The organism is Streptomyces sp. NPDC021096 (assembly GCF_040641275.1).
Lineage (GTDB): Bacteria > Actinomycetota > Actinomycetes > Streptomycetales > Streptomycetaceae > Streptomyces.
Map to the genome: position 1 here is coordinate 335,987 of NZ_JBFADG010000003.1, position 14,292 is coordinate 350,278.

Sequence of the window (14,292 nt, forward strand, 5' to 3'; positions counted from 1 at the left end):
TCACGCCCCCGTGTCGTCGCTCTCGGTGTCCTCTTCCCTGATCTCTCCGAGATAGACGCGGGGCACGCGTGCGGAGATGCGGGTGACGACTTCGTAGGCGATGGTTCCGGTCGCCCGCGCCCAGTCCTCCGCGGTCGGTTCGCCCCGGTCACCCGGGCCGAAGAGCACCGCTTCGTCGCCGACCTCGGCGGTGTCCCCACCGAGGTCCACCACGAACTGGTCCATGGCGACGCGGCCCGCCACCGTGCGCCACTTGCCGCCGACCAGCACGGGGCCGGTGCCGGAGCCGGCGCGCGGGATGCCGTCCGCGTAGCCGACGGGCACCAGCGCGAGGGTGGTCTCGCCGGGGGTCGTGTAGAGATGGCCGTAAGAGACCCCATGGCCGCCCGGCACACGCTTGACCGAGGCCAGCGATGCGGACAGCGTCATGACCGGCCTGAGCCCGAAGTCCTCGGGGGTGCCGACCTCGGGGCTGGGCGATATGCCGTACATCGCGACGCCCGTGCGCACCAGGTCGAAGTGGGTCCCGGGCAGGGTGAGGGTGGCCGGGGAGTTGGCGATGTGCCGGACCTCCGGGGTCAGGCCCTGGCGCTCGGCGTAGGAGACCGCGTCCTCGAAGACCTCGATCTGGGCCCGGATGGACGGGTGACCCGGTTCGTCGGCGCAGGCGAAGTGCGACCACACGCCCGTGACCTTGATCAGGCCGGCCCGCTCGGCGTCGCGGGCGGCCGAGACCAGCTTCTCCCAGTCACCGGGCTGGCAGCCGTTGCGGCCGAGGCCGGTGTCGATCTTCAACTGGACGCGGGCCGGGCGGCCGGCGGCCCGTACGGCCCCGGTCAGCTCCTCCAGCGCCCACAGGCCGCTGACGGAGACGTCGATGTCGGCCTCGACGGCCTCGCGCCACGGGTCGCCGGGCGTCCACAGCCAGCACATCAGCCGGCCCGTGTCGCCTGCCGCGCGCAGCGCCAGCGCCTCTTGCGGAGTGGCCGTACCGACCCACTCCGCTCCGGCCTGCCGGGCCGCTTTCGCGCAGGGCACCGCCCCGTGCCCGTACGCGTTGGCCTTCACTACGGCCATCAGCTGCGCCCGGGGGGCGCGGGCCCGCAGAGCACGTACGTTGGCCCGCAGGGCGGCCAGGTCGACCACGGCTCGGGCGCGCATCGGTGTCTCACTCATCCCCGCCAGTGTCTCAGGCCGCGGGGGTGCGGGGGCGGGGGGTCGGACCGTGGGGCGGGGCCGGGTCGGGGACGAGCCCTTCTGGGGCTGCATTATTTACGGCCCCTTGCCCGGCAATGCCATGGGCGCTCCCTCATTGGGCCGCAAATAACTCCCCCAGCTACCGCTGGGAGGTGCCCCCAACGCCCCTGCCAGGGCCCGTCCCCGCCCCGGCCCCTCCGCTCGTACGAAGCCTGCAGACCGGCGGCCGGCCATGGTGTCGGCCCCGTGTTTGTTGGGGAAAGCTGGGCCCATGAGGACTGGGTACAGCGTTTCCACCGTCCGGGCCGCCGAGCGGGCGCTCATGGACGTGTTGCCCCCGGGCGCGCTCATGCAGCGCGCCGCGGCCGGGCTGGCCGCGGCCTGCGCGGATCTGCTGGGGCGCGTCTACGGCGCGCGCGTGGTGCTGCTCATCGGCAGCGGCGACAACGGGGGCGACGCGCTGTACGCCGGCGCCCGCCTCGCCCGGCGCGGCGCCGGGGTGACGGCCGTCCTGCTGGCGCCCGGGCGCGCCCACGCCGGCGGGCTGTCCGCCCTGCGCGGCGCCGGCGGGCGCGTCGTCGACGCCCCGGACGGGGAGCCGGCGGTGCGGCGGGCCCATCTCGTGGTCGACGGCATCGTCGGCATCGGCGGCAAGGGCGGGCTGCGGCCCGGGGCGGAGGAGCTGGTCCGGGCCGTCGCCGGGGCCGGGGTGCCGGTCGTCGCCGTCGACCTGCCCAGCGGGGTCGACGCCGACTCCGGCGAGGTGCGGGGCGCGGCGGTGCGCGCCGATGCGACGGTCACCTTCGGCGCGTACAAGCCCGGGCTGCTCATCGACCCCGCGCGCGAGCACGCCGGGGCGCTGCGCCTGGTCGACATCGGGCTGGAGCCCCTGCTGCCGGACGAGCCCGACGTGGAGGCCCTCCAGCACGTGGACGTGGCCGCCGTGCTGCCCCGCCCGGGCACCGAGAGCGACAAGTACCGCCGGGGCGTCGTGGGCGTCGTCGCCGGTTCGGCCCGCTATCCGGGCGCGGCGGTGCTCGCGGTGGCCGGTGCCCTGAGCGGGGGCGCGGGCGCGGTGCGGTACGCCGGGCCGGCGGCGGAGGCGGTGATCGCCCGCTTCCCGGAGACCCTGGTCTCCTCCGGGCCGCCCTCGAAGGCGGGCCGGGTGCAGTCCTGGGTGGTCGGCCCGGGCCTGGGCGACGGAGCGGAGGCGCGGCGGGCGCTGGAGGACGTCCTGGCCTCCGACGTGCCGGTGCTCGTCGACGCGGACGGCCTGCGGCTGCTCGATGCGCAGGCGATGCGCGCCCGGACGGCCCCCACGCTCCTGACCCCGCACGCGGGCGAGGCCGCCGCCCTGCTGGGCCGGACGCGCGAGGAGGTCGAGTCGGCCCGCCTGGCGGCCGTACGGGACCTGGCCGGGCGGTTCGGGGTCACGGCCCTGCTGAAGGGCTCGACGACGCTGGTGGCGTGCGGCGGCCGTGCGGTGCGGATCAACCCGACGGGCACGTCGTGGCTGGCCACGGCCGGCAGCGGCGACGTGCTGTCGGGGCTCACTGGTTCCCTGCTGGCGGCGGGCCTCACGGCGCGGGACGCGGCCTCCGCGGGGGCCTATCTGCACGGCCTGGCGGCCCGGCGGCTGGGGGCCGCGCCGATCACCGCCCTGGGCGTCGCCGACGAGATCCGGGGGGTGTGGCAGGACGTCTGCGAAGGGTGACTCAGTCCCCTTCTTTCCGCTCTCCCCTCAGCCACACCTCCGGCCTGCCACCCAGCCGCTGCAGGGCCCTCTCATGGGCGCTGCTCTTGGCCACGAACGCCAGCCCGTCCTCGTACGCGAGCTTGCCGATCACCGCGTCCGCGTAGTGCTCGGTGTCGAAGCGGTCCCACGCCCACGCCAGCTGGGCCCGCACCTGGCGCGAGGGATGCGTGGCGTAGCGGGCCAGCAAGGGGATGGCCCGGTCGTCGGCCACGGCCGTGGCGGCCACGACGACGGCGTGGGCCACCTCGTCCGTGAGCCCCTCGGGGCCGGGGAGCAGGTCCAGCACGATCTGGCCCGCCCCGGCCAGCGCCTTGGCCGACTCCGTGTCCCGCGGGGGCACCAGCTCCGCCGCCGCCTTCTCGACCCGTGTGCGCACCTCCGGGTCGACCTCGGTCGCCTGCTCCAGGCAGGCCGCCGCCAGCAGGTGCAGCCGGTGGCGGTTGCCGTCCTCGCGCTCGCCGCGCTCCAGCAGCATCCGCAGCAGTTCGGCGCGGGCCCGCGGCGGCGCGTGGCCCACCGCCATGCGCAGCACGTCCTCCCACTGGTCGTCGTGGGCGTGGTTGACCAGCAGGTCGAAGTCCCAGTCGTCGACCGCCGCCTGGGCGCCCAGGTAGTCCTGGAACGTGCGGTGGATGAAGTCCAGCGTCCCGCTCGTCGGCTGCCGCAGCAGTCCGCTGCGCACCACGAGGTGGCGCAGGATCTGCTCGGCGGTGCCCCTGGCGGCCACGGCCGGCATGGCGGGCAGGGCCCGGTCGAGGATCTCCACGGCCTTGTGCCACTCGATCTCGGAGCGGCCGTTGCGGATCAGCCAGTAGGCGATCTTCTGTAAGAGGGCCGTCTGGGCCTGTTCGAGCTCCGGGCCCTCCAGGCCGACCACGATCTCGCGCTCGCGGTCGCGCCGGATCAGCAGCAGTTCCAGCGCCGCGCGGTAGAGCTCCATGCGGCCGTGCGGCAGATAGCCGCGCCGGGAGCGGTTCAGGGCGCAGATCAGGGCGCACATCAGGGGGTTGGTGGCCAGCCGGCCGAGGTCGCGCTTGGCGACGACGGCCGCGCTCAGGGACTCGCTGAAGGCCCGCAGTCGCTCGCTGTCCGCCCCGCCGGCCGCCGTGTGCCAGCGGTCGATGAAGGAAAGGACGTCGCCGCGGCTCATGGGGAGGAGTTCGAGTTCGGTGAAGCCGGCGTCGGCGAGCCAGCCCTCGCGGACGGCGGAGGGGCGGGTGGTGATGACGTAGCGGGCATCGGGATAGGCGGCCAGCAGGTCCTTGACCCAGGTCAGGGTGCGCCGGCGGTCGGCCTCGGGGACCTCGTCGACGCCGTCGATCAGCAGCAGCGCCGTGCCTTCGTTGAGCCGGCCCGTCACCCATCCGCGGGCGGCGGGCACCCCGGCCAGCGGTCCGGCGGCCGCGGCGAGGAACTCCTCCGGCTGGGGGAGCTCGCCCCGGCGGATGAGGGTCCGCAGCGGCAGGGTCAGCGGCATGCAGCCGCTCAAGTGGCCCAGCTCCGGGGGCAGGTCGCCGCGGGCGGTCATCGTGGCCAGCCACTGCAGCAGCGTGGTCTTGCCCGAGCCGGCGGCGCCCCGCAGCAGGACCCGCCGGTGCCCGGCCAGGGCCTCCTCCGCCCGGCGGGCCGAGGGTCCCGGGCGGGCTGCGTCCGCGAAGCCCTCGGCGGCGCGGGCCGCGCCGGTCAGCTCGAGGCTGAGGTAGGCGGCGTCGAGCGGCCACGTCTCGCCCTCGCCGTCGGAGAGGGTCAGTCCGATGATGGTCAGCTCGCCGGACTTCTCGACGATGTAGTCGCGCAACCGGCGTTCGAAGGCCTCGATCTCGAGCTGCCGCGGCGAGGCCAGCGAACGCGACTCGGGCTTGTGCCCGGCCATCAGGCATTCGCTGAGGAAGCTGAACTCCGACCACAGGGTCGCCGACGGGGTCACGGTCAGCCGGCCGTGCCGCCAGCCGCCCGGGTCCGCGCAGACCACCCCGGCGAGCAGCCCGTCCACGAACACGGCGGCCCCGGACATCCCGGCCCACGGCGAGCCCCCGCCGCGGGCCGGTTCGGGGGCAACGGACCCAAAGTCGAGCACGTGCCGGCCGCTGAGGAGGTTGCTGCCCGGCTTGAGGGTGCCGGCGACCTGCTCGGTGTCGAGCTCGCCGTCCGCGTCCCGCTGAGCGTGCGGATAGCCGACGGCCTGGGCGTTCGGCCACACCCGCAGGTCGTAGGCGCGCCCCCAGACGACCGGCTCGAACGCCTCGGCCGTCCCGGCGGTGACCACGTCGCGCTCGGCGACGAGCAGCGCGGCGTCGCAGCGCCGGTTGTCGTCCCGCGCCCACACCACCTTGCAGCGGACCCTGCCGGTGCCGCCCGGCACGATCACCGAGGGGGCGTCGCAGTCCCCCACCACGTGGGCGGCGGTCAGCACCACGTTCGGCGCCAGCAGATAGCCGCTCCCCTGGCGCCGTCCGAACACCGCCGCAATGCGTTCCCTCGCCGGGTGCACAGACCTCTCCCTCGTCGCCTCCAAGGGGACTTGACGATACGCCAGCGAAGTCCCGAGGTCAGGGGGTTCCGGCACACGACCACCCCAGGAGCGACAGGGGGCGCCGTGGGGCGCCCCCCCGCCGGTGCTCAGCCGGCGCGCAGCCCGGCGATCAGCCACTGGACGGCCGGGCCCATGCTCGGTGCGGGCCAGCCGTTGATGACCGAGAGCAGCCGCCAGTACCGCTCGTACCGTGAGTCACTGCCGATCTCCATGCGTCGCAGCAGCCACTGGCGGAACTCCGGGCCGTCCTCGCGGCCGGACAATCGCGCACAGGCGGCCACCAGTTCGTCGATCACCGGCCGGGCGGCCGCCGAGTCCGGCGCGACACCGGCCTCGCGCGCGCCGGCGGTCCGCTCCATGAGCAGCTCCGCCAGCCGCCGGCTGTCCTGCTCGTCGGGGCGGCCCAGTTCCGCCGCGGCCTGGATCTGGTCGGCGGCGGCCTTGCGCATACCGGCGCGGAAGTCGTCGTCCTGGACGAGTTCCGCCAGCTCCACCCAGGCGTCGAGCTGTTCCTGCGAGGGGTCCTCGGGCAGTTCGGGCATGGCGCCGCGCAGCGTGGCGAGGAAGCCGGGGTCGACGTCCAGGCCCTCGAAGGCGCTGTCGATGAAGTCACTGATCAGTCGGCGGCGTTCCTGGTCGCCGAGCGTCACGAGCTTGTGCACGATTTCGATCTCCTCCGGTGTGGACCCGCGTCCGGCCACCGCTCGCAGCACGGCCCGGTGCAGCCGCAGTGTGCGGATCTGCACCTGGAGCACCTCGGCGTGCACGGTCGCGACCTCGGCGACGGTGACCTCGCGCTCCAGCACCTGCCGGATGACGGCGAGGCCGATGCCGAGGTCGCGCAGCGTGCGCACCAGGCCCAGGCGTGCCGGGGCGTCCTGCCCGTAGAGCCGGTAGCCCGCGGGTGTGCGGTCGGTCGGCGGCACCACGCCCGCATCGGACCAGAACCTGATCGTCTTGACCGGCAGTCCGGTCAGCCGGGCCAGGTCGCCGATGGTGTGGAGGGTGCCGTCGTCCATGTCCGCCACTGTGGAGTCTCCCGTCGCTGGAGAGTCAACGTCACTCCCCACGGGGAGGCGTTCTCACGCCCCTACGCCCGCGGCCCGCAGCCGGCGGTACGCCTCGTCCCAGGTCGGCTCCATGGTCTCGGAGGTCTTCGTGCCGACGGCCCGGTCCTTGAAGCCGCTGGAGGTGGAGACGCACACCACGGGCCCGTCGAAGGCGTCGGCCTGTGCGCCCGGGCGGGCGCGCAGACCCGCGAGGCCCGCCGCGCCGGACAGTTCGGCCCAGATGCCCTGCCGGGCCAGTTCGGTCTGGGCCCCGCGCATCTCCTCGTCGCTCACGAGCAGGGCCCGGCCGCCGCTCTCCCGGACGGCCAGCACGCCGCGGTAGCCGCCGACCGCGCAGCTGATCGCGTACGCGTCGGTCGGTCCGACGGCCACCCGGGCCGCCGGCAGCCCCCCGGTCACGGCGGCGGCGAGGGGCCCGCCGGCCGCGGGCTCGCAGCCGAACATCCGCGGGACGCGGTCGGTGAGCCCCAGCCGCCGCAGCTCGGCGAAGCCCTTCCAGATGCCGAAGAGGCACTCGCCGTAGCCGGCGGGCACGAACACGGCGGCCGGCACGCCGAGTTCGGTGAAGATCTCGTACGCGATGGTCTTGTAGCCCTCCGGCCCGAAGGCGTGGCCGGTATGGGTGACGGCGAGGTTGCTGACGGGGTGCAGGCCGATGCGGTCGACGAGCTGGCGCATCAGCGGCCAGCGGGCCTCCTCCGGCACGGGCAGCACGACCGCTCCGTAGGCGTTGAGGAACGCGTCCACGGCCGCGGGCATGCCGGCCGAGGCGAGGACGACGCAGTTCAGGCCGGCCCGGGCGGCGAAGGCCGCGGCGGACGCCCCGTGATTGCCGGAGGAGGACACCACGATGCCGGGCGCCCCCATCCTGACGGCGGCGCTGACCGTGCAGCGGTTGAGCCGGTCCTTGTGGCTCCAGGTGGGGTTGCGGGACTCGTCCTTCACATAGACCCCGCCGCCGAGGTCCACCAGCGGGGTGTGGCCCTCCCCCAGGCCCGGCGCGGTCAGCGGCGGCAGCAGCGGCGACCACCGCTCCAGCCCGGCGCTCCGGTTCCCGGCCGAGGGGGCGAAGAGGTCGGGGCTCACCCGGTCGTAGGCGTAGTCCACCTCGACCGGGTACACCAGCTCGTCCGTCGCGGTGCGCGGACAGCCCCGCACGAGCGGCGGCCACAGCGGATAGCCGATGGACGGGTCACCCAATGATCGCTGGCCGATGGCCAGGGAGTCTCCTGCCGTCATGATCGGGAGTTTAGGCGCGACGGTCGCACAAATAGCGAACGACCCCGATTCCCGGGGCCGTTCACCCTCCGGTCGCGCTACTTCTCCGCGATCACCACCGCCGACGCCACGCCCGCGTCGTGGCTCAGCGAGATGTGCCAGGAGTTCACGCCCAGTGCCTCGGCGCGCGCCGCCACCGTCCCGGTGACCACGAGCCGCGGCTGGCCGCTGCCCTCCGTGACGACCTCGGCGTCCGTCCACAGCAGCCCGGGGGGCGCCCCCAGCGCCTTGGCCAGGGCCTCCTTGGCGGCGAAGCGGGCGGCGAGGGAGGCGATGCCGCGCCGCTCCCCGCTGGGCAGATGGAGCTCGCGCTCCACGAACAGCCGCTCCGCCATGCCCGGCGTGCGGCGCAGCGCGGCGTCGAAGCGGTCGATCTCCGCGACGTCGATCCCGACTCCTACGATCATTCGACCGTCACCGACTTCGCCAGGTTGCGCGGCTGGTCGACCTCGTTGCCGCGGGCCGTGGCGAGCTCGCACGCGAAGACCTGCAGCGGCACGGTGGCGACCAGGGGCTGGAGCAGCACCGGGGTGGGCGGGATCTCGATGAGGTGGTCCGCGTAGGGGCGTACGGCCTCGTCGCCCCGTTCGGCGATGACGATCGTGCGGGCGCCGCGCGCCCGGATCTCCTGGATGTTGGAGACGATCTTGTCGTGCAGGACCGAGCGGCCGCGCGGCGAGGGGACGACCACGACGACGGGCAGGTCCTCCTCGACGAGGGCGATCGGGCCGTGCTTGAGCTCGCCGGCCGCGAAGCCCTCGGCGTGCATGTAGGCCAGTTCCTTGAGCTTCAGGGCGCCCTCCAGGGCCACCGGGTAGCCGACGTGCCGGCCGAGGAAGAGGACGGTGTTCTTGTCGGCGAGGGAGCGGGCGAGCTCCCGGACGGGCTCCATGGTCTCGAGCACCTCCTCCACCTCGCCGGCGATCTCCGACAGCTGGCGCACGACGCCGCTGACCTCGTCGCCCCACTTGGTGCCCCGCACCTGGCCCAGGTAGAGCGCCACCAGATAGCAGGCCACGAGCTGGGTCAGGAAGGCCTTGGTCGAGGCGACCGCGACCTCGGGTCCGGCGTGGGTGTAGAGCACGGCGTCCGATTCGCGCGGGATCGTCGAGCCGTTGGTGTTGCAGATGGCCAGCACCTTCGCGCCCTGCTCGCGGGCGTGCCGCAGGGCCATGAGGGTGTCCATCGTCTCGCCGGACTGGCTGATGGCGATGACGAGGGTGCGCTGGTCGAGGATCGGGTCGCGGTAGCGGAACTCGCTGGCCAGCTCGGTCTCGCAGGGGATGCGGGTCCAGTGCTCGATGGCGTACTTGGCGATCATCCCGGCGTGGAAGGCGGTGCCGCACGCCACGATGACGACCTTGTCGACCTCGCGCAGCACGGACGCGGGGATCCGCACCTCGTCCAGGGTCAGCGAGCCCGCGCCGTCGATGCGGCCCAGCAGCGTGTCGGCGACCGCCTTGGGCTGCTCGGCGATCTCCTTGAGCATGAAGTAGTCGTAGCCGCCCTTCTCGGCGGCCGAGGCGTCCCAGTCGACGTGGTACGCGCGCACGTCGCCGTCGGCCGGTGCGCCGTCGAAGCCGGTCACGGTGACGCCGTCGCGCCGCAGCTCCACGACCTGGTCCTGGCCGAGCTCGATGGCGTCCCTGGTGTGGGCGATGAACGCGGCGACGTCCGAGGCGAGGAAGTACTCGCCGTCGCCGACGCCCACCACGAGCGGGGAGTTGCGGCGGGCGCCGACGACGACGTCGGGCTCGTCCGCGTGCACGGCCACGAGCGTGAAGGCGCCCTCCAGGCGGCGGCAGACCTGCCGCATGGACTCGGCGAGGTCGCCGCAGGAGGAGAAGGACTCCGACAGCAGGTGGGCGACGACCTCCGTGTCGGTCTCCGAGCCCAGGGCGTGGCCGCGGTCGGCGAGCTCGGCCCGCAGCTCGGCGAAGTTCTCGATGATGCCGTTGTGGACGACGGCGACACGGCCGGGGTTGTCCAGGTGGGGGTGGGCGTTGGCGTCGGTGGGACCGCCGTGGGTGGCCCAGCGGGTGTGGCCGATGCCGGTGGGGCCGGACGGCAGCGGGCGGTCGGCCAGCTCCTTCTCCAGATTGGCGAGCTTGCCCGCCTTCTTCGCGGCGGCGAGCCCGCCGTCGGCCAGGACCGCCACTCCGGCCGAGTCATAGCCGCGGTACTCCAGCCGCCGCAGCCCTGCCAATACGACGTCGAGGGCGCACTGCCCTCCCACATAGCCAACGATTCCGCACATGGGGTGCAGCGTACGGCCCCGGGGTCAACGCCCGCGCTCGATCCGGTCGATGGCCTCCTGGACCAGCTCGAGGTACTCGACCTCCTCGCAGCGCGGTTTGCTGCCGAGAACGTAGCGGTCGAGGCAGTCGTCGAGGTCCTGCCCCAGGTCCTCGTCGGGCAGCTCCGCGGCGAGGTCCCCGCAGACCTGCCCGGCGAAGTCGACGCGGGCGGTGCGGGAGGCCCGGTAGGCCGCGGGCGGGCCGCCACGGCGCACGAGGCGGCGTACGCGCCGTTTGGCGAGTCGGAGCACCAGAAGGAATACGAACATGGATCAGGCCCCTCGCGTCGTGCGGACCGGGGGCAGGAACGTAGTACTGACTCGCGAGTAGGTACAGACCCCGGGAGAGAACTTCACCCACTGGGACCTCCCGGCTCCCTTGCGTCACTGCCCAAACGGCACCCCGAAGTCATCCCCCCGTCCCGCACGCGCGCACAATGGGCCCGTGCCGACCACCATGGAGCAGCCGCAGCAGCGTCGCCGCGCAGACTCGTCCCCGTTCGTGGACCTCACTCGCGCGGAGTGGAGCCCGCTGCGCGAGAACACCCCCCTGCCGCTGACCGCCGAGGAGGTCGAGCGGCTGCGCGGGCTCGGCGACGTCATCGACCTCGACGAGGTCCGGGACATCTATCTGCCGCTGTCCCGGCTGCTCAACCTCTACGTGGGCGCGACCGGCAGCCTGCGCGGCACGCTGAACACCTTCCTCGGGGAGAAGCTCGGCGAGAAGGGCGCCCAGCGCGGCACGCCGTTCGTCATAGGGGTCGCCGGCAGCGTCGCGGTCGGCAAGTCCACCACGGCCCGGCTGCTGCAGGCCCTGCTGGCCCGCTGGCCCGAGCACCCGCGCGTCGAGCTGGTCACCACGGACGGCTTCCTGCTGCCCAACGCCGAGCTGCAGCGGCGCGGCCTGATGTCGCGGAAGGGTTTCCCCGAGTCGTACGACCGGCGGGCCCTCACCCGCTTCGTCGCGGATGTGAAGGCCGGCAAGGACGAGGTCTCCGCGCCCGTCTACTCCCACCTCATCTACGACATCGTGCCCGGCGAGCGGCTGACCGTGCACCGCCCGGACATCCTGATCATCGAGGGCCTCAACGTCCTGCAGCCCGCCCTCCCGGGCAAGGACGGCCGCACCCGCGTCGGGCTCGTCGACTTCTTCGACTTCAGCGTCTACGTCGACGCGCGCGCCGAGGACATCGAGCGCTGGTACTACGACCGGTTCAGGAAGCTGCGCGCCACGGCCTTCCACGACCCCGACTCCTACTTCCGCCAGTACACCCAGGTCTCGGAGGAGGAGGCGCTGGACTACGCCCGCCGCAACTGGCGCACGATCAACCTGCCGAACCTCCTGGAGAACGTGGCGCCCACGCGGGGCCGCTCGAACCTCATCCTGCGCAAGGGCCCCGACCACAAGGTGCAGCGGCTCTCGCTGCGCAAGCTCTGACCCTGCCCCGAACGCACGCGCTCCCCGCCCGGAGAACCTCCGGACGGGGAGCGCGCGACGTGCGGCTGCGGGCGCCTAGCCCAGCGCCGACTTCACGACGTCCGCCAGACGCTGCGCCACCGCGCGCGCCTGCTCGATGTCGGCGGCCTCCACCATGACCCGCACCAGCGGCTCGGTGCCGGACGAGCGCAGCAGCACCCGGCCCGTGGAGCCCAGCTCGGCCTCGGCGGCGTTGACGGCCGTGGCGAGCTCCGTGGAGGAGCCCACGCGGGACTTGTCGACGTCGCGGACGTTGATGAGGACCTGCGGCAGGCGCTCCATGACGGCGGCCAGGTCGGCCAGCGAGCGGCCCGTGGCGGCGACGCGCGCGGCCAGCATCAGGCCGGTCAGGGTGCCGTCGCCGGTCGTGGCGTGGTCCAGGACGATGACGTGGCCGGACTGCTCGCCGCCCAGGGCGAAGCCGTTGGCCTTCATCTCCTCCAGGACGTAGCGGTCGCCGACCGCGGTCTGGACGAGCTGGACGCCCTCGCGCTCCATCGCCAGCTTGAAGCCCAGGTTGGACATCACGGTGGCGACGACGGTGTTCTTGCGCAGCGAGTCCGCGTCGCGCATGGCGAGCGCCAGCACGGCGAGGATCTGGTCGCCGTCGATCTCGTTGCCCTTGGCGTCCACGGCCAGGCAGCGGTCGGCGTCGCCGTCGTGGGCGACGCCCAGGTCGGCGCCGTGCTCGACGACGGCGGTGCGCAGCTTGTCCAGGTGGGTGGAGCCGCACTCGTGGTTGATGTTGAGGCCGTCGGGCTCGGTGCCGATGGTGACGACCTCGGCGCCGGCGCGGGCGAAGGCCTCGGGGGAGACGCGGGCCGCGGCGCCGTGGGCGCCGTCGATGACGACCTTGAGGCCGTCGAGGCGGTTGGGCAGGACGCCGATCAGGTGGGCGACGTAGTTGTCGAAGCCCTGGTCGTAGTCGCGGACCCGGCCGACGCCGGCACCGGTGGGCCGGTCCCAGGGCTCGCCGGAGGCGTGGGCGCGGTAGGTCTGCTCGATGCGGTCCTCGAGCTCGTCGGCGAGCTTGTGGCCGCCGCGGGCGAAGAACTTGATGCCGTTGTCGGGCATGGCGTTGTGGCTGGCGGAGAGCATCACGCCGAGGTCCGCGCCGAGGACGCCCGTCAGGTAGGCGACGGCCGGCGTCGGCAGCACGCCGACCCGCAGGACGTCCACACCCGCGCTGGCCAGGCCGGCCACCACGGCGGCCTCCAGGAACTCACCGGACGCACGCGGGTCGCGGCCCACCACGGCCACGGGGCGATGGCCCTCGAACGTACCCGCCTCGGCGAGCACATGCGCCGCGGCGACCGACAGGCCGAGCGCGAGCTCCGCCGTCAGATCCGCGTTGGCGACGCCGCGCACACCGTCCGTACCGAAGAGTCGTCCCACAGGTGTCCTCCGAAAAAGCGGGGTGGGGCCGCCAGGCGCGGGCCCCGAACATTCGTACCAAGTCCTGACCGGTAATGGCCGAACGCCCCGGCGGCACGGATCGTGCCGCCGGGGCGTTCGGGCAGTGCAGCGAAGCCGCGTGATTAGCGCTTGCTGTACTGCGGAGCCTTGCGGGCCTTCTTCAGACCGGCCTTCTTGCGCTCGACCGCACGGTCGTCGCGGCTCAGGAAGCCGGCCTTCTTCAGCGGGCCGCGGTTGTTGTCCACGTCCGCCTCGTTCAGCGCGCGGGCCACACCGAGGCGCAGGGCGCCGGCCTGGCCGGAGACGCCGCCACCCGAGATGCGGGCAATGACGTCGTAGCGGTCGTCGAGCTCGAGCACCTTGAAGGGCTCGTTGACTTCCTGCTGGTGCACCTTGTTGGGGAAGTAGTCCTCAAGGGTGCGACCGTTGATCTTCCACTTGCCGGAGCCCGGAACGATCCGGACGCGGGCAATGGCGTTCTTGCGACGGCCCAGGCCGGCAGCCGGCTGCGGGTCGCCAAAGCGGGACGCGAGGGACTCGGAGGTGTACTCCGACTCAACAACCTCGGTCTCGGTGGTGTACTCCTCGACGCCCTCGTCGAGCGGCATCTCGGCGGTGGTCTCAGCCACGATTCTCCTCAGATACTTTCTGGTTCGGCGGTGGCCGGGACTTAGCCCTGCTTGACCTGGGTGATCTCGAACGGCACCGGCTGCTGGGCGGCGTGCGGGTGCTGGTCGCCCGAGTAGACCTTCAGCTTCGAGAGCATCTGACGGCCGAGGGAGTTCTTGGGCAGCATGCCCTTGATCGCCTTCTCGACGGCCTTCTCGGGGTTCTTGTCGAGCAGCTCGTCGTAACGGACGGAGCGCAGACCACCCGGGAAGCCAGAGTGGCGGTACGCCATCTTCTGGGTCTTCTTGTTGCCGGACAGGTGCACCTTGTCGGCGTTGATGATGACGACGAAGTCACCCATGTCCATGTGCGGGGCGTACACGGGCTTGTGCTTGCCGCGCAGCAGGGAGGCAGCCTGAGAGGCCAGACGGCCCAGGACGACGTCCTGCGCGTCGATGATGTGCCACTGGCGCGTGACATCGCCGGGCTTGGGGCTGTACGTACGCACGGTCGTAGCCTTCGCTTCTTCAGTGAGTGGGTCCTGACACGGTCCACACGGGACGATCACACAGCCCTGGCCGCACAACGGGGACGCAACCCGCGTGCCGACCGCTGGCAATCAGCCCGGTGGACAAGCGTAAGGGCCCCTCGCGTGAGAAC

At 73.1% G+C, this 14,292-nt stretch carries 12 protein-coding genes; 2 read left to right on the forward strand and 10 right to left on the reverse strand.

The features are described from left to right. Positions 1 to 1,176: an alanine racemase gene (gene alr / locus AB0G59_RS07885; RefSeq protein WP_360909168.1), complete on the reverse strand. Its 1,176-nt coding sequence runs from the start codon at positions 1,174 to 1,176 to the stop codon at positions 1 to 3. A 292-nt stretch (positions 1,177 to 1,468) separates the two neighbouring features. Here alr and AB0G59_RS07890 point away from each other — a divergent pair, with 292 nt between their 5' ends. Continuing rightward, positions 1,469 to 2,911, forward strand: coding sequence for an NAD(P)H-hydrate dehydratase (locus tag AB0G59_RS07890; RefSeq protein ID WP_360909170.1), 1,443 nt, complete (start codon positions 1,469 to 1,471; stop codon positions 2,909 to 2,911). Between the two features lies 1 nt (position 2,912). On the opposite strand, the gene AB0G59_RS07895 is transcribed toward AB0G59_RS07890, so the two are convergent. The 6 genes from AB0G59_RS07895 to AB0G59_RS07920 form a co-directional block, all read right to left on the reverse strand. Continuing rightward, positions 2,913 to 5,414, reverse strand: coding sequence for an NACHT domain-containing protein (locus AB0G59_RS07895; RefSeq protein WP_360909172.1), 2,502 nt, complete (start codon positions 5,412 to 5,414; stop codon positions 2,913 to 2,915). A 158-nt stretch (positions 5,415 to 5,572) separates the two neighbouring features. After that, positions 5,573 to 6,505 carry a MerR family transcriptional regulator gene (locus AB0G59_RS07900; RefSeq protein WP_360909174.1) on the reverse strand — a complete coding sequence of 311 codons (933 nt, stop codon included), beginning with the start codon at positions 6,503 to 6,505 and terminating at the stop codon, positions 5,573 to 5,575. Positions 6,506 to 6,568: 63 nt separating this feature from the next. After that, positions 6,569 to 7,795 (reverse strand): pyridoxal-phosphate dependent enzyme, encoded by a 1,227-nt coding sequence (locus AB0G59_RS07905; protein WP_360909176.1) that lies wholly within the window; start codon positions 7,793 to 7,795, stop codon positions 6,569 to 6,571. Between the two features lie 77 nt (positions 7,796 to 7,872). Then, positions 7,873 to 8,241, reverse strand: a complete 369-nt coding sequence (locus AB0G59_RS07910) for a holo-ACP synthase (protein WP_071964518.1) — start codon at positions 8,239 to 8,241, stop codon at positions 7,873 to 7,875. Further along, complete coding sequence (gene glmS / locus AB0G59_RS07915) at positions 8,238 to 10,091, reverse strand: glutamine--fructose-6-phosphate transaminase (isomerizing) (RefSeq protein ID WP_360909179.1); 1,854 nt, start codon at positions 10,089 to 10,091, stop codon at positions 8,238 to 8,240. The genes AB0G59_RS07910 and glmS overlap by 4 nt, the downstream gene beginning before the upstream one ends. Before the next feature lie 24 nt (positions 10,092 to 10,115). Further along, a complete protein-coding gene (locus AB0G59_RS07920) occupies positions 10,116 to 10,400 on the reverse strand; it encodes a hypothetical protein (RefSeq protein WP_360909181.1) in 285 nt (94 codons plus the stop codon). Between the two features lie 187 nt (positions 10,401 to 10,587). Between AB0G59_RS07920 and coaA the strand changes: the two genes are divergently transcribed. Beyond that, positions 10,588 to 11,568 carry a type I pantothenate kinase gene (coaA, locus tag AB0G59_RS07925; RefSeq protein WP_360909357.1) on the forward strand — a complete coding sequence of 327 codons (981 nt, stop codon included), beginning with the start codon at positions 10,588 to 10,590 and terminating at the stop codon, positions 11,566 to 11,568. A 75-nt stretch (positions 11,569 to 11,643) separates the two neighbouring features. On the opposite strand, the gene glmM is transcribed toward coaA, so the two are convergent. The 3 genes from glmM to rplM all read right to left on the reverse strand — a co-directional run bounded on the left by glmM (position 11,644) and on the right by rplM (position 14,140). Next, complete coding sequence (glmM, locus tag AB0G59_RS07930) at positions 11,644 to 13,002, reverse strand: phosphoglucosamine mutase (RefSeq protein ID WP_360909183.1); 1,359 nt, start codon at positions 13,000 to 13,002, stop codon at positions 11,644 to 11,646. Between the two features lie 143 nt (positions 13,003 to 13,145). Further along, a complete protein-coding gene (rpsI, locus tag AB0G59_RS07935; RefSeq protein ID WP_071964526.1) occupies positions 13,146 to 13,652 on the reverse strand; it encodes a 30S ribosomal protein S9 in 507 nt (168 codons plus the stop codon). A 41-nt stretch (positions 13,653 to 13,693) separates the two neighbouring features. Continuing rightward, positions 13,694 to 14,140, reverse strand: coding sequence for a 50S ribosomal protein L13 (gene rplM, locus AB0G59_RS07940; RefSeq protein ID WP_071964527.1), 447 nt, complete (start codon positions 14,138 to 14,140; stop codon positions 13,694 to 13,696). Positions 14,141 to 14,292 lie beyond the last annotated feature (152 nt).